Source organism: Terrirubrum flagellatum (assembly GCF_022059845.1).
In the GTDB taxonomy this organism is placed as follows: Bacteria; Pseudomonadota; Alphaproteobacteria; order Rhizobiales; family Beijerinckiaceae; genus Terrirubrum; species Terrirubrum flagellatum.
This window is the reverse complement of the sequence record NZ_CP091852.1, coordinates 130,478-150,895: the sequence shown is the minus strand read 5'-3', so window position 1 is coordinate 150,895 and position 20,418 is coordinate 130,478. Positions and strand designations below refer to the sequence as shown.

General features: G+C 63.0%; 21 protein-coding genes. 10 read left to right on the top strand and 11 right to left on the bottom strand.

The features are described 5' to 3' along the window. Window positions 1-105: 105 nt before the first annotated feature. From L8F45_RS27215 to L8F45_RS27205, 3 genes are all read right to left on the bottom strand, one after another. Complete coding sequence (locus tag L8F45_RS27215; RefSeq protein WP_342363893.1) at window positions 106-756, bottom strand: LysE family translocator; 651 nt, start codon at window positions 754-756, stop codon at window positions 106-108. Between the two features lie 34 nt (window positions 757-790). Continuing rightward, window positions 791-1,237: a DMT family transporter gene (locus L8F45_RS27210; RefSeq protein ID WP_342363892.1), complete on the bottom strand. Its 447-nt coding sequence runs from the start codon at window positions 1,235-1,237 to the stop codon at window positions 791-793. A 65-nt stretch (window positions 1,238-1,302) separates the two neighbouring features. Further along, complete coding sequence (locus L8F45_RS27205; RefSeq protein WP_342363891.1) at window positions 1,303-1,926, bottom strand: FMN-binding negative transcriptional regulator; 624 nt, start codon at window positions 1,924-1,926, stop codon at window positions 1,303-1,305. A 74-nt stretch (window positions 1,927-2,000) separates the two neighbouring features. Between L8F45_RS27205 and pdxR the strand changes: the two genes are divergently transcribed. The 7 genes from pdxR (at window position 2,001) to L8F45_RS27170 (ending at window position 9,969) form a co-directional block, all read left to right on the top strand. Continuing rightward, window positions 2,001-3,458: a MocR-like pyridoxine biosynthesis transcription factor PdxR gene (gene pdxR, locus L8F45_RS27200; protein WP_342363890.1), complete on the top strand. Its 1,458-nt coding sequence runs from the start codon at window positions 2,001-2,003 to the stop codon at window positions 3,456-3,458. 330 nt (window positions 3,459-3,788) lie between these two features. Next, a complete protein-coding gene (locus L8F45_RS27195) occupies window positions 3,789-5,168 on the top strand; it encodes an ABC transporter substrate-binding protein (protein ID WP_425330057.1) in 1,380 nt (459 codons plus the stop codon). 84 nt (window positions 5,169-5,252) lie between these two features. Beyond that, window positions 5,253-6,164, top strand: coding sequence for a carbohydrate ABC transporter permease (locus tag L8F45_RS27190; protein ID WP_342363889.1), 912 nt, complete (start codon window positions 5,253-5,255; stop codon window positions 6,162-6,164). Next, on the top strand, window positions 6,161-7,246 hold the full coding sequence (locus tag L8F45_RS27185) for a carbohydrate ABC transporter permease (RefSeq protein ID WP_342363888.1): 1,086 nt from the start codon (window positions 6,161-6,163) through the stop codon (window positions 7,244-7,246). Before L8F45_RS27190 ends, L8F45_RS27185 begins: the two co-directional genes overlap by 4 nt. A 21-nt stretch (window positions 7,247-7,267) precedes the next feature. Further along, the gene (locus tag L8F45_RS27180; RefSeq protein WP_342363887.1) at window positions 7,268-8,332 is read left to right on the top strand and encodes an ABC transporter ATP-binding protein; all 1,065 of its coding nucleotides are present in this window, start codon (window positions 7,268-7,270) and stop codon (window positions 8,330-8,332) included. Window positions 8,333-8,361: 29 nt separating this feature from the next. Continuing rightward, on the top strand, window positions 8,362-9,162 hold the full coding sequence (locus L8F45_RS27175) for a glycerophosphodiester phosphodiesterase (protein ID WP_342363886.1): 801 nt from the start codon (window positions 8,362-8,364) through the stop codon (window positions 9,160-9,162). A gap of 3 nt (window positions 9,163-9,165) precedes the next feature. Beyond that, window positions 9,166-9,969, top strand: coding sequence for a glycerophosphodiester phosphodiesterase (locus tag L8F45_RS27170; RefSeq protein ID WP_342363885.1), 804 nt, complete (start codon window positions 9,166-9,168; stop codon window positions 9,967-9,969). Window positions 9,970-10,052: 83 nt separating this feature from the next. Here L8F45_RS27170 and L8F45_RS27165 read toward each other — a convergent pair whose 3' ends face one another. Next, the gene (locus tag L8F45_RS27165; protein ID WP_342363884.1) at window positions 10,053-10,970 is read right to left on the bottom strand and encodes a LysR family transcriptional regulator; all 918 of its coding nucleotides are present in this window, start codon (window positions 10,968-10,970) and stop codon (window positions 10,053-10,055) included. A gap of 130 nt (window positions 10,971-11,100) precedes the next feature. On the opposite strand from L8F45_RS27165, the gene L8F45_RS27160 reads away from it, so the two are divergent. Continuing rightward, the gene (locus L8F45_RS27160; RefSeq protein ID WP_342363883.1) at window positions 11,101-12,177 is read left to right on the top strand and encodes a tartrate dehydrogenase; all 1,077 of its coding nucleotides are present in this window, start codon (window positions 11,101-11,103) and stop codon (window positions 12,175-12,177) included. Window positions 12,178-12,239: 62 nt separating this feature from the next. On the opposite strand, the gene L8F45_RS27155 is transcribed toward L8F45_RS27160, so the two are convergent. From L8F45_RS27155 to L8F45_RS27125, 7 genes are all read right to left on the bottom strand, one after another. Beyond that, window positions 12,240-12,962 carry a SapC family protein gene (locus L8F45_RS27155; RefSeq protein WP_342363882.1) on the bottom strand — a complete coding sequence of 241 codons (723 nt, stop codon included), beginning with the start codon at window positions 12,960-12,962 and terminating at the stop codon, window positions 12,240-12,242. A 60-nt stretch (window positions 12,963-13,022) separates the two neighbouring features. Beyond that, entirely contained in the window at window positions 13,023-14,462 is a 1,440-nt protein-coding gene (locus tag L8F45_RS27150; protein WP_342363881.1) for an MFS transporter, read from the bottom strand. A gap of 102 nt (window positions 14,463-14,564) precedes the next feature. Next, window positions 14,565-15,332 carry an ABC transporter permease gene (locus L8F45_RS27145; RefSeq protein ID WP_342363880.1) on the bottom strand — a complete coding sequence of 256 codons (768 nt, stop codon included), beginning with the start codon at window positions 15,330-15,332 and terminating at the stop codon, window positions 14,565-14,567. After that, complete coding sequence (locus L8F45_RS27140; protein ID WP_342363879.1) at window positions 15,329-16,093, bottom strand: ABC transporter permease; 765 nt, start codon at window positions 16,091-16,093, stop codon at window positions 15,329-15,331. Before L8F45_RS27140 ends, L8F45_RS27145 begins: the two co-directional genes overlap by 4 nt. Then, the gene (locus L8F45_RS27135; RefSeq protein ID WP_342363878.1) at window positions 16,090-16,881 is read right to left on the bottom strand and encodes an ABC transporter ATP-binding protein; all 792 of its coding nucleotides are present in this window, start codon (window positions 16,879-16,881) and stop codon (window positions 16,090-16,092) included. Before L8F45_RS27135 ends, L8F45_RS27140 begins: the two co-directional genes overlap by 4 nt. Then, complete coding sequence (locus L8F45_RS27130; RefSeq protein WP_342363877.1) at window positions 16,878-17,600, bottom strand: GntR family transcriptional regulator; 723 nt, start codon at window positions 17,598-17,600, stop codon at window positions 16,878-16,880. The genes L8F45_RS27135 and L8F45_RS27130 overlap by 4 nt, the downstream gene beginning before the upstream one ends. Further along, window positions 17,597-18,532 (bottom strand): ABC transporter substrate-binding protein, encoded by a 936-nt coding sequence (locus L8F45_RS27125; protein WP_342363876.1) that lies wholly within the window; start codon window positions 18,530-18,532, stop codon window positions 17,597-17,599. The genes L8F45_RS27130 and L8F45_RS27125 overlap by 4 nt, the downstream gene beginning before the upstream one ends. Before the next feature lie 98 nt (window positions 18,533-18,630). Here L8F45_RS27125 and L8F45_RS27120 point away from each other — a divergent pair, with 98 nt between their 5' ends. Next, a complete protein-coding gene (locus tag L8F45_RS27120) occupies window positions 18,631-19,605 on the top strand; it encodes a fumarylacetoacetate hydrolase family protein (RefSeq protein ID WP_342363875.1) in 975 nt (324 codons plus the stop codon). A gap of 34 nt (window positions 19,606-19,639) precedes the next feature. Continuing rightward, window positions 19,640-20,416: a cyclase family protein gene (locus tag L8F45_RS27115; RefSeq protein ID WP_342363874.1), complete on the top strand. Its 777-nt coding sequence runs from the start codon at window positions 19,640-19,642 to the stop codon at window positions 20,414-20,416. Window positions 20,417-20,418 lie beyond the last annotated feature (2 nt).

Sequence of the window (20,418 nt, the reverse complement as noted above, 5' to 3'; positions counted from 1 at the left end):
CAACGCGCGCTTTGCAGAGCCGCCATGCTGTAGCGCTGCGAAGGCGCGCGGCAGCGGCGGCTCCGTCGATCCGTAGTCCGTTCAGACGATGATGAAAAACGCTGCTCAGCCAGCGGGACGTTTCGCCAGAGCGAGACCGACGCCGAGAGCAACCATCGCTGAGCCCGACGCTTCGCGAAGGCGGCGGATAAGCGTAGGCCGCGCTGCCGCGCCCTCACGAATGCGGCTCGCGATGAAGGCGACCACAATGTCGGCGAGCGTGTTGAGCGCAACGGAGATGAAGCCGAGGACGGCGAACTGGAAAGCGACGAGACCCCCCGCCGGATCGACGAATTGCGGAATGAAGGCGAGGAAGAAGGCGGCCGTCTTCGGATTGAGCGCTTCGACCAGCACGCCTTCGCGAAAGGCTCGCTGCGGGCCGACCGGCGGCTCCGAGGCGCCATCCTCCAACGCTGTTGGAGCGTTGCGCCGCGCCGATTGAAACGTGCGGATCCCAAGCCAGACGAGATAGGCGGCGCCGATCAGCTTGAGCGCCGTGAACAGCTCGGCGCTTGCAAGCACGATTGCGGAAACGCCAAGGCCGCCGGCGATCACATGGATCATGCCGCCCAATCCTGTGCCCAGGCTCGACGCCACGCCTTCTGCGCGGCCGCCGGCGAGCGTTCGCGCCGCGACGTAAAAGATTCCCGGACCAGGCGTGATGGCGAGAGCCAGCGCCGCCGCAAAGAAAAGGAGGAATGCTTGAAAGCTGATCATCGCTCGCCCATTCGTCTCTTACGCTCGCCCAGATCTACATGCGTATGAGGGCCACGCCGCCCACCAGCATCGCGGCGCCGATGAGGCGGGTCGCGCTTATCGAATGCACGGGAACGCCGAGCAGGCCAAAATGATCGAACAGGAGGGATCCGAGCATCTGCCCTGCAATCAGAAGAGCGAAGAAAGTCGCTGCGCCGAGTTGAGGCACAAGCAGAATGCCGAGGCCGATGAAGATGGCGCCGAACAGGCCGCCACTCCATGACCACCAGGAAATGCGCGCGACTATCACTCCAGACGGGAGCGGGTCCTGAAGAAATATCGCGAGCGCCGCCATGCAGATGACGCCGACGAGATAGCTCATGAATCCGGACCACGCCGCTGAATGCAACGCTGTGCGAAGGTTCGAGTTCAGCGCCTGTTGCACCACCAGACTCATTCCCGCTCCGACCGCGAGCATCATTGGAAAGGCGAGTTTCAACATGCCAGCTCCAAAACATCAGGCGCTTGCGCCGCTCGCACCCTCCTTCGCCAGATGACTGGCGAGATTCAAGTCGGAATGAGCGAAGCCGCCTCCCGATCCCGCGGCATTTCGCTTGCGCCAAGGCCGGCGGCGACTCCGATGCGATCAGCTTCGTTGCGGTTCTGACTCATCTTGCGCTTTCCCGAGAGCTTCGCGATCACCATCCTCACGCCGACGATCCCGCGCAGTTGAGACGCGATGAAATCCGCGGGAGCGTCATCGACAGCCCAGGGCGCTGATCTCGGGCTTTCATGAAGATTGGTCAGCCTCGTCACGACCTCCAGCAGCCGATCCGGCTCATGAAAGAACTCGACCGGACCTTGCGCCTGCACGGCGACATAGTTCCATGTCGGCACGACCTTCCCGGTCTCCCGCTTGGTGGCGTACCAGGAGGGACTGACATAGGCCTCCGGGCCCATGAAGATCGCGAGCCCCTCCCCGACGGGCGCTGAGCGCCACTGCGGATTGGCCTTCGCCAGATGGCCATAGAGAACGCCGTGTTCGCCTTCGGTCGCATCAAGGAACAACGGCAGCGGCGTCGCGAAGAGCCCGTTTGCGGTCGACGTGACGAGATTGGCGAGGCGTGCGTTCCGCATCGCGGCGCGGACACTCTCGACGTCATCGTCTTTGAATGCGGGCGGCGTGTACATTCCGGTCTCCTTGTCCTGACCAAGTTATCGGCGCATTCTGGCCCTGAGAAAATGGCCAGTTCCGAGCAATTCGAGTGTACCAGTTGGAGCCCCGGCGGGTCGGGCGAAAGATCGTCGAGGCGATCAAGGCGCAGATTCAAGACGGCGCGCGCCAGCCCGGCGATCGCCTTCCGTCGACAAGGGCGCTTGCCGTGGAGTGGGGCGTCTCGCGCACGACCATCACCGCAGCCTACGAACAGCTCATCGCGGAAGGATATCTGGAAGCCCGGCAGGGCGCGCGCGCGACCGTCGCGGCAGGCGTGAGATCGACCGCGAATTCGATCGAGAGGGAGATCGCCAGTCCGGTCAATCTGTCGATGTTTGGCCGCAGAGTTCTCCAACTCGCCAGATCGGGAGCGCCACTCGCGCCGGTCACGTTCGATTTTCGATATGGCGAACTCGCCGGCGTCGATTTCCCGACGCTCGCATGGCGTCGCTCTCTCGGTCGCGCCGTGACGCGCCGACCCCCGCGTCTTCGCTATGACGACCCGCAGGGATCGCCGGCCCTTCGCGTCGCGCTTCAAGGTTATGTCTGGCGAGCAAGAGGAATCCACTGCGACGCGGATCAGATCATCATCGTCAACGGTTCGCAGCAAGGCATCGATCTTTGCGCCCGACTGCTTCTCGACGCTGGCGATCGATGCGTGATCGAAAATCCCGCCTACAACCTCGCCCGGGCGAGCTTCGCCGCAAGCGGAGCGGCGCTCGTCCCCATTCCCGTCGATCGCGAAGGAATCCGGTCCGACGATCTTCCCGACGCGCGGCTCGCCTATGTCACGCCATCGCACCAGTTCCCGCTCGGGCACATGATGTCGGCGGCGCGCAGATCGGCGCTGCTGGCATGGGCGCAGCGCGTCGGCGCCTACATTGTCGAGGATGATTATGATGGCGAATATCGCTACGATGTTGCGCCGGTTCCGCCGCTTCAGACCATGGGTCCGGATCGCGTCATCTATATCGGCACGATTTCCAAGACGCTTTCGCCAACGCTGAGGCTTGGCTACCTCATCGCGCCGAAAGGTCTGCGTGCGCCCTTCACCGAAGCGAAGCGCCTTGCCGATCGACACGCTCCAACCTTTGAGCAGGAAGCGCTGGCTGATTTCCTCGCAAGCGGAGCTTACGAACGGCACGTCCGCGCCGCGAGACGACGCAATCGGGATCGTCGCACGGCGTTGGTCGACTCGCTTCGACGATTGCTGGGAGATCGAGCGATCGTGACCGGTTCGGAGGCCGGCCTGCATCTGATCGCTTGGCTGCCGGATGTGCCGGCTGAGGCCGAAGCGGAATTCCTGCAAACAACGCGAACAGCGGGGCTCGGCCTCTATCCGGCCTCTCCTCTCTACGACGCCGCATCGGACAAACCGACGCATCTTGGCGTTCTGCTCGGATATGCCGCGCTGTCGATCGAGGAAATCGAAAAGGGCGTACAAATTTTCGCACGCCTGTTGACCGATTGGACCAAGTCAAGGCCCGGCTTCCGCGCATCGCGGTGATGAGCAGGAGCGCTCGAGCGTGGGCATCGACCGGAAAATTCGATCGGTCCTGGCGGCGAAGTCAGCCGCGCATTGTCCACTGCGCCGTCATCCCAATGTCATTTCGCGCAGCCATCAACGCCGCCGCCTTACGGCGCGTCGACCGGCGCGGGCCGTCGCCCTGAAATCCCATTCGGGGCGGGTCGTTGGTTTGACAGGCGCAGGCGGCGGGGGGAAGCTCAGGCCAGACGCACGATGATCGCGCCTTGTTTGCAATGCGCGGTCGAGGAGATGTGTCAGCGGCGGGCAAGCTCTTCCGGCTTTTTCACAATCCGCGCAGGGGGAAGAATCATGAAATATCTGTCAGTCATGGCGGCTGCGCTGTTCGCCGGCGCGACGCTTCTGGGCTCCACCGCGGCGAGCCGCGCCGAGGAAGTCGTCGTCAAGCTCTGGGCGCGCGCCGATCGCTCCGGCCCGCTCCGCGCCGGGAATATTGTTGCGGCCGCAGAACCCCTCAACGCCGCGCTGAAAGCGGCGGGCTCGGACAAGACGGTCAAGGTCGAGGTGTTTGAAGGGCCGGCTTCCGGTTTCGACGCCGACGCGCTCGACATCCTCAAGGCCTTCGCCGTCAATCAGGGGCCGGACGTCTATGTCGCCGCGCATGAGTGGGTCGGCGAATTCGCGAAGTCCGGTTACGCCATGGACCTCGACGCCTTCGTCAAGAAGAACGCGTGGGCGTTCGCTGACGTGATCCCGGTGCTGTGGGAGTCGACCAAATACAAGGGCAAGATCTACGCGGTTCCGCAGGACTCCGAGATCCGCATGTTCTTCTACAACAAGGACATGCTGCGGAAGATCGGCAAGGACGAAGCGTTCATCGAAGGTTTGCCCGCCATGGTCGAAAAGGGCGAATTCACAATGGACGATCTCTCCAAGCTGACGAAGGAGGTTGTCGACAAGGGCGCCGCGCAGATGGGCATCGTGCATCGTCCGAACGCCGGACCGGACTACCTCATGACCTTCGCCGCCTTCGGCGCGAAGTTCGTGGACGAGGCGTCCGGACAGTTGCTTCTGCCGAAGGCCGAATTGCGCAAGGGGCTTGAATGGTTCGCGTGGAACGCCGCGAACGGCGTGACGCCGAAGAACAACACGTCGATGTCGTGGGACGAGATCCAGGGAGCCTTCAAGACCGAGAAAGCCTTCATCTATCACCAGGGCGTCTGGGCGGTGAATGAATGGATGCTCGGCGATGCGAAGGGCGCGAACTGGCCGAACGACAAAACCTTTTACTTCAAGAAAATCGGCTGGATTCACGCGCCTGCCGGCGCCAAGGGCGGCCAGCCTGCGAATCTCTCGCATCCCATCGTCTATGTCGTGAATCCCAAGTCAAAGAATGCGGAACTCGCCGCGATGCTCGTCGCCTATGCGACGCTGCCCTACTACAACACCAAGCACGCTGCGACGACCGCGCACACGGCCGTTCTCAATGGTCAGCGTTCCATGCCGGACTACGCCAACGCATGGTATCTCGATGCAGCGACGCCGATGCTGGCGCGCTCCACCTTCATTCCCAATCATCCTGACTTCGGCCGCTATAACGGCGTTCTGTTCAAGGCTCTGCAGGGCGTCGAAACCGGCCGCCTGACGCCCGCGAAAGCCATTGAATTCCTCGAGGACGAGATGACCAGCGAATTGAAGGGCAGCGTGAAAGTTGTCGAGAAGTTGAACTGAGACCAATCGACTCCCGTCGCCATGGCTGACGGGAGTCGTAATCTTTCATCGCAATCTCACCTCTCGAACGACCGTCGACCCCTGATGTCGGCTTCTCGCATCCGCAGCCGGACCTGGCTCGACCGCGCGCTGTTCCTCGGCCCCGCAGTCGTGCTTTTGATGCTGTTCTTCGTCGTGCCCGTGATTGTCGACGTTGGCATCGCCTTCACCGACATGGGCCGCAACCTCCAGGTCACCGGCTTCACAACCGAGAATGTCCGGCGCGTGCTGGGCGGCGACAGCCGCCTGACCGGCGTGATGGTGACGACGCTCGTCTATGTCCTGTGCACGCTGGCGATTTTCAACGTCACTTACGGATTGCTGCTGGCGCTGTTGACGACGGCATTGCCGGATCGTGCGGGCGCCTTTTTTCGGGCTGTCTGGATTCTTCCGCGCATGAGCCCGTCCGTGGTGTATGCGCTGCTCTGGACCTGGGTGGTGGCGCCGACCGACTACGGGCTCTTGAATCAGGCTCTCGGCGCGCTCGGCTTTTCTCTTGTGGACGCCAAGAGCGACGCGCCGATGCTCGTCGTCGTGCTCGCCAACGGCTTCATTGGCGCCTCATTCGGGATGATCATCTTCACAAGCGCGATCCGCTCGATCCCGCAGCATCTCTTTCACGCGGCCCGCGTCGACGGCGCCGGGGAGCTCGCAATCGTGCGCCACATCACCCTGCCCGCCATCCGCTGGCAGCTCAGCTTTGTCACGATCTATCAGGCGCTCTCGCTGCTCGTCAGTTTTGAATATATCTGGCTCATCACCAATGGCGGGCCGTTCTTCGATACGACGGTTTATGCGCTTTATGTCTATCGCCGCGCATTCGAGAACGGGCAATACGCCTATGGCGCCGCGCTCGCTCTCGGTCTGGTAATCGTCGGCGCGGCGCTGGCGCTCGTCCTCTGGCGCTTTTTCGACATGCGCGCGCTGCTGCAGCGCCCGCGGATCGAGTCGCAATGATGGACGCGGCCCTCACCCTCCCTTCTGCGACCGCAGCGGCCGCAGCCGATTGGGACCGGCTGGCGAAAAAGGCGCGCATCCGCCGTCGCGCCACGACGACGCTGCTCTATTCCGTGCTCGTGCTGGGGTCGCTTCCGATTGTGGTCCCCTATCTCTGGCTGTTCACGGTCTCGATCTCCGGCCGGACGGGCGCGACCACAGTGGTGCTCTGGCGAACGCTCGCCATTCTCATGCCGGCGCTGCTCGTCTGGTCGGTTCTGCGCGTCGGCGTTGAAGATTCGCGACGGCTGCGCTGGTGCGAACTGGTTCTTGGCGCCGTCACCATTGCAGCGCTGGCGTTCGTCACCGGCCCCTATCTTCACATCCAGAACTGGCGGTTTCTCTGGAACGCCAATATCGCCGACACGCTGAAGGGCGCCGGCGGCGTCGGCTCTACTTATCCCAGCGTCTGGACCGCTTTCGGCAATTCGCTGTTGCTGGCCTTCATGCAGATGGCGCTCGTCGTCAGCGTCAGCACGCTCTGCGGCTACTACCTCTCGCGCTTCGATTTCCCGGGACGAGCAAGCGCGCTCAAGGGACTTCTTGTCCTGCACGCCTTCCCGGCCATGACCCTGATCATTCCGATCTTCCTGCTGATGTATTGGGTCGGCCTTCTCGATACGTTGACGGGCGTCATCCTCGTCGTCGTCGCGCTTGAACTGCCTTTCGCGATCTTCGTGATGAAGGGATTCTTCGACGCGGTTCCCTGGGACATCGAGATGAGCGCCATGACCGACGGCGCCTCGCGACGGCAGGCTTTCTACATGGTCGTTCTGCCGCAGGTGAAAGCCGGCATGCTGGCGGTCGGCGTGTTCGCATTTCTTCGCGGCTGGGAAGAATATGTCTTTGTGCGCACCCTGCTGTTCCAGAAGTCGAACTGGACGATGAGTCTCTATCTCTTCTGGATGTCGGAGGACGTGATGGGAACCGACTACGCCATGGTCTCGGCGATCGGCGTTCTCTATGTGCTGCCCTCCATTATTCTTTACACCACCTGCCAGAAATATCTGACACAGATGTCGGTTGGCGGAATCAAGGGCTGAGGCGAACGGCAAGGGATGTGAATGTCCAGGATTGAGCTCAGGCAGGTTGCGAAACGATGGGGCGACGTCACAGCCGTCGAGCCCACCGATGTCGCGATCGAAGACGGCGAGTTCGTCGCAATCCTCGGCCCTTCCGGTTGCGGAAAATCCACCACGCTGTTCATGCTCGCGGGCATCTATACGCCGAGCGAAGGCGAAATCCTGTTCGACGGCGCGGCTGTCAACGAAGTCGAGGCGCGTGACCGGAATGTCGGCATCGTCTTTCAATCCTATGCGCTCTATCCGCACATGACGGTGCGCGACAACATTCTCTTCCCGCTTCGATTCAAGAAGGTGTCGAAAGAGGACGCGGCGCGCAGGGCGGATGCGGCGGCGCGACTCGTGCAGGTGGGCGAGCTGCTCGACCGTCGTCCGGGTCAGCTCTCGGGCGGACAGCAGCAGCGCGTCGCGCTCGCTCGCGCGCTGGTGAAGGAGCCCAAGCTTCTGTTGCTCGACGAGCCCTTATCGAATCTCGACGCCTCGCTGCGGCTGACGATGAGGAGCGAAATCCGCAATCTGCAGCGGTCTCTCAAGGTGACGACCCTTCTGGTGACGCATGATCAGGTCGAGGCGACGACGATGGCGGACCGCATCATCTGCATGAGCAAGGGCCGCATCGAGCAGATCGGAACCGCTGATGACCTCTATCACCGGCCCGCGAGTCTTTTCGTCGCGAGCTTCGTTGGTTCGCCGCCGATCAATCTCCTCAATGGCAACGCGGGCGCGGGAAAACTTACCGTTGGACAAGCGAATCTTGCGCTCTCCGGAAATGCGGCCGGCGCCGTCGTGCTTGGCGTCAGGCCGGAAACTGTGACGCTGGGCGCGGGGCCGCTGCAGGGCAAAATCGAAGATCTGGAGCCGCACGGGCGCGAAACCTTCTATCATCTCGCCACGCCGCTTGGCGCGCTGCGCGCGCTTGAGCCCGGCGCGGTCGCGCGCTTTCGCGTCGGCGAAACCATTTCATTTGCGCTTGGCGATGGTCTGCTGTTCGACGCGAAGAGCGGCCGACGTCTCGACGGGTGTCGCCTCGAAGGCGCCGTTCAGTGAAATCAGGCGTTCCCCGGCTCAAATGGCACATGCTTCGCCGCCGAAGCGGCGATCCGCCGTTCCTGCGCGATAATCTGAAGGCCGCCTTGCAGGAGGGCGCGGCTTGCGAAGTGGACCTTGTGATGACGGCCGACGGACATGCGGTGTGTCTGCACGATCTCATGCTCGACCGCGAAACGACCGGAACCGGCCCTGTCAGCGAGGCGACGCGCGCGCAGATCGAACGATTGCGGATGCGCGGTTTGGACGGAGCGCCGCTTCCTTATGCGCCCTTGTTCCTCGACGAGATCGCCGCCACGGTCGAGGCACTTGGCGCGCGTGCCCCCGCTATCGTCCAGCTCGATATCAAATCGCCCTGGTCTGATATCACTGGGGATGCGCTCAATCGATTCAGCGCCACATTGGGCGCGACGGCTCCCGCCTTCATCGCAGGCGGAGGCGACTGGAGCATCATCGAAGAGCTGGCCGCCGCGGTTCCCGGTCTGCACAAGGGGTTCGACCCGCTGCTTCACTATCCCCGCCATTGCGACCTCAGCGAATCGGCGTTTCGCAGCCTCGGCGAATTCACGTTCACGACCGCGCCGGACGCGAGCATCTTCTATCTCGAGGCGAAACTCGTTCTCGCCGGGCTCGCGAAGGAGGTAAATCTCGTCGAGATGGTCACGCGGAATGGCGCCATGGTCGACGCCTGGACGATCGACGCGAACCGCCCTCACCTGCGCGACGATCTGCGGCGGCTCATCGAGGCCGGATGCGGACAGATCACCAGCAACGATCCCGACATCCTGTTCCCGATCATCGAGGAACTGGCTGTCGCCAATGTGAGATGACGGATGCCTTATCGCCCATTGGCCAGTGAAGCAGGCTTCGTTCATATCTGCGCGCATCGCGGGCACAGCATTGGCGCGCCAGAAAATACCTTGCCGGCGCTCACTGAGGCCGCGCGGCTTGGCGCGACGGTATGCGAGATCGATATCGTCCTGACCGCCGACGATGAAATCGTGCTTCTGCATGACGAGATTCTCGATCGCACCACAAATGGCAAGGGCCGCGTCAGCTCATACAATCTCGCCGATATCAAGGCGCTCGACGCCGGCTCCTGGTTCGACCCGCGCTTTGCAGGCGTGCGGCCGCCCACTCTGGGCGAGGCGTTGGAAACGGCGAAGGCTCATGGCCTCGCGCTGCTGGTCGAAATCAAGGAACGGCAACGGCCTGACGTGATGATCGAGAGGCTGGGCGCAGTTCTTAAGGCGCAGAACGCCGTCGACGACGTGCTCGTGATCTCGTTCGATCATCCTTCGCTCGTGAGAGCTCGCGAGCGAATCCCCGGCCTCAGAACCGAAATCATCACCCATGCGCGGCACGTCGATCCCGTGGCGATTGCGCATAACGTCGGCGCGACATCTGTCGCGATCGAATGGGACATGTTCCATCCAGACGACGCACGCGCCCTTCATGACGCCGGCATTGCAACGCGGGTCACGATTCCGCGCCCGGATCGCATCGCATTCCGCGCCAATTATGGCCTTGATCTCACGCAGTCGATCACCGCCGCGCTCCGCCTCGGACTGATCGACGTGCTCGCGGGCGACGACACGGTCGCGGTGCGGAATCTGACAGTCGCAGCAAAAACATAAGAGGATATCTCGCGATGAAATCAGCGGCGACGAACGCGGAAAAGTCCGACGGCGCGGCTTTCGCGCCACGTCGCAAAGCGACCTCAGGCGCCTTTCGCGTAAGCTTTTAGCCGCGACAAGACGACCGCAAGGATCGTCTCCCTGGTCGGATCGCGCGAGCTGCGCAGCCATGCCGCCGCCAGCGGCAGACGCCCCGCAGGACCTTTCTCGCCGACCTTCAATGGAACGTAGCGAACGCCTGGAATCGCCATCCGCGACGTCCAGCGCGGAACGATCGCTACGCCAAGCCGCGCCGCGACAAGATTGACGATCGTCTGCTTTTCATCAGCGACCTCGGCGATGCGGGGAACGAGACCCGCCTGATCGAAAAGCTTGACGGTGAGATCGTGACTGTGGGGGCGGGAGCGACGATCGGGAATGATGAGCGGTTGGGAGGCGATCTCGGTGAGAGAGACCGACTTGCAGCTTGCGAGCCGATGAGTCTCGGGAAAGGCGACGACAGCGGTCTCCTCGAGCAGAGACTGGAATTCGATCCGTTTGTCGGGGCGACTAGGCGGCCGCACAAATGCGAGATCAAGCGCGCCCGATAGAATTTTCGGGAGAAGGCGAACTGTCTTGTCCTCAAGCAACTGAACGCTGATCGCAGGATGCTTCTTGCGAATGTCCTTAAGGAGCTGAGGCATCAACCCCGCCGCGGCGCTGTCGATCGCGCCGATCCTGAAACGACGAGTCCTGATCGCATGTCGTTCGTTGCGGAAAGCATTCTCAATCGACTCGGCCCTCGCCAGAAGATCGCGCGCGGCTCGACGCAAGGTGGCCCCGGCTTCGGTAAGCGACACCGCGCGGGTCGTCCTGGCGAAAAGCTTTGCGCCAAGATCCTCTTCAAGCAGCCTGATGTGACGGCCAAGCGCCGACGGCAGCATATCAAGCCGCTGCGCCGCGCGCCCGAAATGCAGTTCCTCGGCCGCGGCAAGAAAACACCGCAGTTGATGAAGCTCCACCGCAACCCTCATGCCCACCGCCACATTATATCAATTTTTTGTATAAACCAATGAGTGTTGAGCCTCCCGCGACCGGATTGTAGGAGGCGAGAATCAAAGCTGCGTGCTCGCACTGTTCACGAGAGTCATCATGAAGACCTACAAGATCGCAGCGATCCCCGGCGACGGGATCGGGACGGAAGTCATCGAGGCTGGCGTCGAAGTGCTAAGCGCGCTGGCCAAACGCGATGGAACGTTCGCGTTCCATTTCGATCATTTCGATTGGGGCGGCGAATATTACAAGAAGCACGGCCGGATGATGCCGGAGAACGGCCGGGAGCAGATCAGACATCATGATGCGATCCTGTTCGGCTCCGCGGGCCATCCTGAGATTCCCGACCACATCACGCTCTGGGGCCTGAGGCTCGCGATCTGCCAGCCTTTCGATCAGTACGCCAATGTCCGCCCGACGCGCATTCTCCCCGGCGTCGTTTCGCCCCTGCGCAACGTCTCAGGCCCCGAGCTCGACTGGGTGATCGTGCGTGAGAATTCCGAGGGCGAATATGCCGGCGTCGGCGGCCGCGTGCATCAGGGCCTGCCGGAGGAAGCCGCGACGGACGTGTCCCTGATGACGCGCGCCGGCGTCACCCGCATCATGCGTTTCGCATTCAGGCTGGCGCAGAGCCGGCCGCGAAAGCTGCTGACGGTCGTCACCAAGTCGAATGCGCAACGCTACGCCATGGTGATGTGGGACGAGGTCGCCAACGAGGTGGCGAAAGAATTCCCCGATGTGACATGGGACAAGATGCTGGTCGATGCGATGACCATGCGCATGACGCTGAAGCCGCAGACCCTCGACACGATCGTCGCGACCAACCTGCACGCCGACATCCTGTCGGATCTGGCGGCGGCGCTTGCCGGCTCCCTCGGCATTGCGCCCACCGCCAATCTCAATCCCGAGCGCAAGTTTCCATCGATGTTTGAACCGATCCACGGTTCTGCCTTCGACATCATGGGCAAGGGCGTCGCAAATCCCGTCGGGACCTTCTGGTCAGCCGTCATGATGCTTGAGCATCTCGGCGAGAAGCCCGCCGCTGCGCGTCTGATGAAGGCGATCGAGCGCGTCACCGCCGACCCCGCGCTTCACACGCCCGATCTCGGCGGCGCCGCCAATACGCGCAAAGTGACCGACGCGGTGATCAGCGCGATCCACGGCGAGAACGCTTGAGCTCTGCGCGCGCCTTGCGACGCAGCCAATGATCGGCGGCGCGCCACGTCCATCGCCTGCGCTCAGGCCGCCTGTTTCTCCACACCCATGCGCGATGTGAACGTCGGGATGAGGTTCAGGCTGTTGCGATGGGCATAGATGAGCGGAAGATAGCCCGCGCGCCGCAATTCGAGGAACTGCTCGTCGGTGAGACTGGCGAGACGTCCTTCGTCGACGGCCATCAGCCCATGGATCGCGACCGCCTTGCCATGCACGTTCTGGAAATCGATCGTCACCGGAGAAAGCAATTTCAGCTCCATGAGTTTCTTCGCGAACGCTTCGGTCGCGCGGCCTGATGCGGCGTATTGATTGACGAAGTCGATCGTCGCGTTGAAGAACGGCGTGTTCTCGCCCTTGTCGTTGAACAGGGGCTCGCCATCCGCCGCGCTGAGCTGATTAATGTCGGCGCAGATCACCGACTGCTTGTCGTCGATGTCGCCGACAATGAAGGGCATGCGCCTGATATAGGCGGGGACATAGCGGCCCGCCCAGGAGCCGTCCGGCTTCACGAAGACGCTTTTGCCAGCTTCGCAGCCTACAAGGAAGACAGCGGTCGCCGTGTCGTTCGCCGGCGCGAACAGGATCGGCATTTCAAGTGAGCCGACGCCGAACTCATCGATCACGCAAGCGAGAAGATGGGTTCCGCCGGCGAAGCCGAAGCGGGCGACGCCGGCCGGCGCCTTCAGCTTCTGGTGCTGCTCGCGATTGAGCGGCGTGATGTCGGTGTAGAGCTGCGGCAGAACCATCGTTTTCCTCTTTGCGTTTTGGCGGAGCCGACATGCGGCTCCGGGATCAGCATCCGGACCTTAGAGAACCGATTTGCGGGAGCGGCCGGGAGGGGCCGCCCGGATAATAAGCGCAGAGATCGCCAGAAGCGACGCGGCCATGATCGCAAACATCGCCCAAGCCCCATCATGGGTGAGGATCGGCAGGAGGGCGATCGGCACGATCGCCGACACAATGCGCGTGAGTCCCCAGGCCCCGGCGGTGACCGAGGCGCGCTGCTCAGTCGGAAAGATTTCGGCGGCATAGATGGCGAGCGTCGCGCCATAGACGGCGCTGGCGAAGTTGAAAGCGACCCCTGCAACCATCAAAAGCTCAAGCGTCGCCCCGGCTGCGAAAAGAAAGCCGGCGGCCGCCATCACGCAGATACAGCCGAGGAGAACGTATCGCCGCTCGACCCGGTCGATGAATGTCGCTGTGGCGAGCGTGCCGACGGTCGGGCCCAGCATCGCGACTGCGGCGAAAAGCAGGGAGTCGCCGACAGCGAAGCCCTTCTGAACCATCGCCGCCGCGCTCAGGAGTGGAAAACCGATCATCGTCCAAGGGCCGAGCAGATAGAGCGCCGCCAGAACCATGGCGCGCCTGAGATGCAGCGGAGACGCCGCCAGCGCCCGGAAGCCGTTATGACGTTGTCCAGCCTCGGCCATCGTCGTGGCGAACGATGGAGGCGCGTCGCGCCCCGCTGCGCGCTCGAAGCGCCAGCACGCCGCTTCCGCAGCCTCGCGCCGGCCTGTCGCAGCGAGCCAGCGCGGCGACTCCGGCGCGCTCGCAAGCAGAAATGCTGCAATCGCCGCAACGAATCCGCCGAGCAGCAGCGCCCATCGCCAGGGCTCCACATCAAGCGGCGGCGCCGGCGTCAGTCCGCGGATCAGAAAGAGGATCGCCGGCGCGCCGAGGAACGCAAGGGCGGCGCAGAGCGCCATCAGGCCGCCGCGTTGCCTTGGCGGCAAGATGTCGGCGAGATAAGTCGCCGTCAGCGGCGGATAACCGCCAATCGCCAGACCCGAAATAACGCGAAAGAACGTCATCCAGCGCACATCAGGGCTGGTGGCGGCGGCGATCGAACTTACGCACATCACCGCCAGCGCGGCCTGCAGCGCAAGGCGCCGCCCGAAGCGATCGCCCAGCCAGCCGAGCGCCGGCGCGCCAATTGCGCCGCCGGCGAAGACCGCGGCGAGCAGCAAAGAGAGCTCCTGCTGCGGAACGAGGTGCGGCGGCGCAAGAAAGACCGCGGCCAGCGCATTGCTCAACGCGACCTCGGCGATGTCCGTGAACAGGCCGAGCGTCGAGATCGCGATAATCGCGATGTGAAGCCAGGCGATGGGAAGCCGATCCAGGCGGTCGGCGATGCTGATCGCTTCACGATGCGGATCAACTCCGCCCGACGACGCGTTGGCGTCGCGCGTGGGCGCCGCCGCGCTCGGCGAAGAGGCAAGACCTTCGAGAGCCTCCGCCACGCTCATCGCCCGGTCTCAGCCGTGGCGGTCCAGCCGCAGAGAAAAACGACGCACGGTTCCGTAACGCACATTCAGGGTCTCGGCCATCCTCCGGCGACTGAACAGCGACTAACGCGCGCGGCTGCGCCACACAAGAAGCCGCGCCTCGAGAAGGCCGATGGCGATCGCGGTGAGATAGCCGAGCAGGCCGAGCAGAATGACGCCGGCGTAGAGGTCGGGCGCGCGAAACGAGCGCGCCGCAAGCAGGATCCAGTTGCCGAGACCATCCCGCCCCGCGATCATTTCGCAGACCACCGACAGGATGAGCGCGACCGTGAGCCCAAGCCGCATGCCGGCGAGAATATCCGGGCTGGCGGAGGGCAATGCAATCTTGCCTATCACCGCCGCGCGCGACAACCGCAGAGCGCGTCCGACTTCATAAAGACGCGGCTCGACAGCAGAGAAACCGTGGATCGTCGCCAAGAGCACCGGCCAGAGCGCGCCAAAGGCGATCACCGCGAGCACCATGCCATCGGAGAGTCCAAGCAACGCGATCGCCACTGGAATCGTGGCGGAGGCGGGCAGCGGCCGCAGAAATTCCAGCATGGGCGCGAGATAGGCGCGCAGGCGCGGCGAGGTTCCGATGCCGGCGCCAAGCGCGACGCCAATGAGAGAGGCTATCAGCCATCCCCAGAACATGCGTTGGACTGTGGCCAGCAATTTCGCGGCGAGATCGCCTGTCGTGAAGCCACGCATGAGCGCGACCCACGCGCGGTCCGGGCCCGGCAGGAAGACCGGATTGACGAGTTTGTAATTCGCGAGAAGCTGCCAACCGACAACGAACAGCGCTGCAACGGCGAAACTCGCCGCCAGCCAAAGCGCGCGCGACGGTTTCACGCCGGAAGCTCCACGCGGGCAGCGCGGCCGAACAGCCGGCGCTGGGCCATCGACAGGAGCGTGTTGAGACCCCAGCCGACAAGTCCGATCCAGACGAGATAGGCGAGCATCGCCGCGGGCTGCAGGCCTTGCTGCGCGACAAGAATGCCATATCCAAGTCCGAGCGGATTGGCCGCGATTTCGACTGTCACGGCGACCACAAGCGCGATCGCCGCCGCGAGACGAAAAGCGACCATGATGCGCGGCAGCGCGGCGGGCAGAATGATCTTGCGCACGCGGTCCCACGCGGACAGTCGAAGCGTGCGTGACACCTCCATCAATCGCGGCTCGATCCCGCTCATCGCCGCGCGCGTCAGGATCATGATCGGCCACAGACAGGAAAAGGCGACGATCGCGATCTCCATGCGATAGCCGAAGCCGAAGACGAGCATCGCGATCGGCAGCACCGCGACCGATGGAATCGGCCTGATCGCCTCGATCGTGACCTCCAGCAATCGATCAAGCTGCTTGACGAGGCCAAGCAGCACGCCAAGCGCAAGACCGATGACGCCACCAAGCACGAGGCCAGTTCCCGCAGCGATCAGCGTGTCGCGCGTGGCGGCGAGCATCGATCCGTCAACAACAATGCGCGCGAAGGCGGCCAGGATATCGCTTGGCGCGGCGAGCGACATCGACGACGAGCCAAAGACGCGCATGGCGATCTCGGCGGCGAGGATAAGCGCCGCCGGGACGACAAGGCCCTTCCACCAGCCGCTGTTCATCGCTCCGCCTTCTCGATGAAATCGAAAAGCTGGCGACGCAGCCGCAGAAATTCCGGCGCCTCGCGCGTTTCGAGCTGGCTGCGAGGGCGCGGAAGATTGACCCTGAGATCAACGCCGATGCGGCCGGGATTGGGAAGAAGCCCGATCACCCTGTCGCCGAGATAAACAGCCTCTTCGAGATCATGGGTGACGAAGAACACCGTGGCTTCCGTCTCCGCGACGATCGACAGCATCTCGTCCTGCAAGCCTTGCCGCGTCATCGCATCGAGCGCCCCGAAAGGTTCGTCCATCAGCAGCACAGCAGGCTCCTGCGCGAGGCAACGCGCGATCTGGATGCGCTGCTGCATGCCGCCGGACATTTCCGTCGGATATTTATCGGCGTGATCGGCGAGGCCGACTTTCGCGAGCAGTGAATCAATGCGCGCTTCGCGTTCATCACGCGCGACGCCCACGGCTTCGAGCGCGAGCGAGACGTTGCCAGCCGCAGTGCGCCAGGGCAGCAGCGCCTTGCCATAGTCCTGGAAGACGATCGCCACGTCGCGCCGCGGCTGGGTCAAGGGTTCGCCGAGCAGCCGGACCGCGCCCTGATCGGGACTGACGAGGCCGCCCGCCATGCGCAGCGCCGTCGTCTTGCCGCAGCCAGACGGCCCGATGATGCAGACGATTTCGCCGCGGCCGACATCGAGCGAGAGATCGGAGATGATCGTGCGTCCGCCATAGCCGAGACTGACGTGATCGAACGCGATCACCGGCGGCGCGAGTTTCACATCGCGAACGGAGATGGTCATGGTTTCGCGCCGGCGGTCGCGCCGCCATAGACGATGTTGAGCGTCTGTCGGAGGTGTTGAGCGAGTTCGGCTTCCGCTCTCGTCGCATCGCGCGACAACACGGCGTCCGCCAGCGTGCGATGCGCCTCGACGAAGGAGCCATGTTCGGAAAAGCGGCTCATCATCGTACGGCGATAGCGATAGGCCTGATAATAGAGATCGTCATGCAGTCGCAGCAGCCGCTCCGATCCGCAGGCTTCAAGCAGCGAGCGATGAAACGCCTTGTGCAGCCGGTCGAATTCGGGCGTTCCCTCGCGCATGGTTTCGGGATCGCGTTCGACCGATCGCACAAGACGATGAAGCGACGAGATGACGTTCGCCTCCCAATCATCGCGCCCGTCGCGGATCGAGCGCCGCAGCGCCTCGATCTCGACCATGATGCGAACCTGGGTGATGTCGAAGAGATCGGCCTCCGACATGCTGGCGACGCGAAAGCCCTTCTGCCCGACGGCGGAGATGAGATTGCGTGAGACAAGCCGCGACAGACCTTCGCGCAGCGGAGTAGCCCCGACGCCATAGCGTTCGGAGAGCGCCTGGATGCCGAGCCGATCGCCGGGCTGCCAGACGCCGGCGAGAATGTCGTGCTCGACGAGCGCGGCGGCGCGTTCGCTTAGCGTCTCGGAATTCGCGAGATGCGCCGCCTCGCCGAAGAGATCGGCCTTAACAGCCACTCCGGTCATTTCTGGATCAGCGTCGCCGTGTCGGGTTTGCCCTGCAGCATGGCCTGTTCGTTCATCGTGGCGACCCACCAGTCGAGTTGCTCCTTGTCGAGCTTTGGATCAGCCACAGAGAGCTTCATTTTCGACAGCACGTCCATGGGGATCTTGGTGAATTTGGCGATCGACTGACGCCCCTTCTCCGGATTCTCGTTGGCGATCTTCGCACCCTCCTCGATCGAGGCGCGGAACGCCTTCAACGTGTCGGCATTCGCATCGGCCCAGGCGCGGGTCGAGGAATAAACAATGGCCGGACGACGCTCAGGCAGCTTCTGCAGATAGTAGCCGACGACGGCGCCGGTCCCGCTCGCGATAATGCGCGACATGATCGGCTCGGCCGTGACCACGGCGTCGACCGCTCCTGACTTCAGCGTGTCGCTCATGGTCGGGAACGTGACTTCGACGAAATTCACCTGCTTCGGCGAGACGCCATTGTCGATCAGCCATTTCGAGAAAAGCACATGCAGGAACGCGCCGATGCCGGGCGCGCCGACCTTCTTGCCCACGAAATCCTTCGGCCCCTTGATGCCGCTCGCCGGCGAGGCGACGACGCCGGCGGTGTCATAGGTCTTCTCGGACGTCGAACTCGCGCCCGCCACCGCGACGAGATCAAGGCCACCATCCACCGCCTGCAGAAAGACCGAAGGAGTAGGCCCGCCAATCTGGATCGAATTCGAGAACAGCGCCGCCGGGATATTCGAATTCAGGCCGATGAGCGTCATCGTGACGTCGAGGCCGTTTTTCTTGAAGATCCCTTCGTCGAGCGCGACGGCGGCGGAGGCGCAATCGGTCGTCGCGGTGCAGCCGACATTGAGCTTCGTCTGCGCGATCGCGCCCTCATTCGCCGCAGCAAACAGCAACGCCGCGCCGACGACGGCGCTCGTCATCCGAAACATGCCCATCCTCCCGAAAATCCGCCTTCCCAATCGAGACGGTTTATAATATCGATAAAATCACAAAACATATATCATAGCAAGATCAGTGGGAGGCGAGCATGAAGCTGGCGACCTTTCGGCGCCCTGATGGAGCCGTCCATGTAGCGATCGCGCATGACAATGGCTCGACCCTGTTCGACCTGACGGCCGCGGCGAAAGGCGAGAGCGCCTTTGCCTCGATGCTGGCGCTGATCGATGGCGGCGATGCGGCGCTCGAACAGGCGCGTCATCTCTTCGAGAGGCGCCGCAACGACCCCACGCTCAACATGCCGATTGACAAGGCCGAGCTTCTGGCACCCCTGCCGGAGCCGCGCCAGATGCGCGACGGGATGAGCTTTGAAACGCATATCCGCCAGTCCGGACGCGGCATGCGCCGCCTCATGGCTCGCGGGAATCCGGAAGCCGTCGCCGCCATCGACGCCGAGCCTCTGCCGCCGCTCGCCGACATCTATCGCCAGATTCCGATCTACTACATCACCAATCGCATGATCGTGCGCGGGCCGGGCGCAACCATTGTCTGGCCGCGCTATTCCAGCGTCATGGATTACGAACTCGAATTCGGCGTGGTGATCGGCAAGACCGGCGCGAACATCATAGAAGCCAACGCGCGCGACCATATCTTCGGCTACACGATCTTTAATGACTTCTCCGCGCGCGATCAGCAGGGCAAGGAAATGCCGGGCTGGCTTGGGCCGGCCAAGGGCAAGAGCTTCGATGGCGGCAATGTGCTCGGCCCGTGGATCGTTACGAAAGACGAAATCCCCGATCCTTATTCGTTGAAAGCCGCAGTTCGCGTGAATGGCGAGACGCGCTGCGAAAGCACCACGGCGGGAATGCTTTTCAGCTTCGAGAAAATCCTCGCGCATATGTCGCGGGATGAGACTGTCCATGCCGGCGAATTCATCGGCTCCGGCACGATCGGCAATGGCTGCGGCCTCGAAACCGGTCTGTTCCTCAATGACAGCGACGTCGTCGAGCTGGAGATCGAGAAGATCGGCGTCCTGAAGAACAGGGTCGTGCGCCAGAAAGCCTGATACGCCTCACAGAATAATATCGAAGGGAGAAAACATGGCCCGCCGCATCATCGATCTCTCGATTCCAATCGCAAACGACATTCCCGCCGATCCGCCAATCCAGATTCCTTCCGTCACCTACATCGATCACACGCAAAGCCTCGATCAGATTCTGTCCTTCTTCCCCGGACTTAAGGCGGAGGATCTGCCCGACGGCGCCGGCTGGGCAGTCGAGCGTGTCGCACTCTCCACGCATAACGGCACGCATCTCGACGCGCCCTGGCATTATCATCCGACGATGAATCGCGGCGAGCCTGCCTGGCGCATCGATGATGTGCCGCTCGAATGGTGCTATCAGCCTGGCGTGAAGCTCGACTTCCGCCATTTCGCAGACGGATATGTCGCAACCGCCGTCGATGTGAAGGTGGAGCTCGAACGCATCGGTCACACGCTCAAGCCGCTCGAAATCGTCATCGTCAACACGTCAGCCGGCGCGAAGTTCGGCCGGGCCGATTATGTCGCGAGTGGCTGCGGCATGGGCTATGAGGCGACCATGTATCTGCTCGATCAGGGCGTGCGCGTGACCGGCACCGATGGCTGGAGCTGGGACGCGCCCTTCGTCCACACGGCGAAGAAATTCGCGGAAAGCAGCGACGCGTCGCTGATCTGGGAAGGCCACAAGGCCGGGCGCCACACCGGCTACTGCCATATCGAGAAGCTGCACGGCCTCGAAGCGCTGCCTTCGACGGGCTTCACCATCAGTTGCTTCCCCGTGAAGATCGAGAAGGCGTCCGCGGGCTGGACGCGCGCGGTCGCGATCATCGATGAATGAGC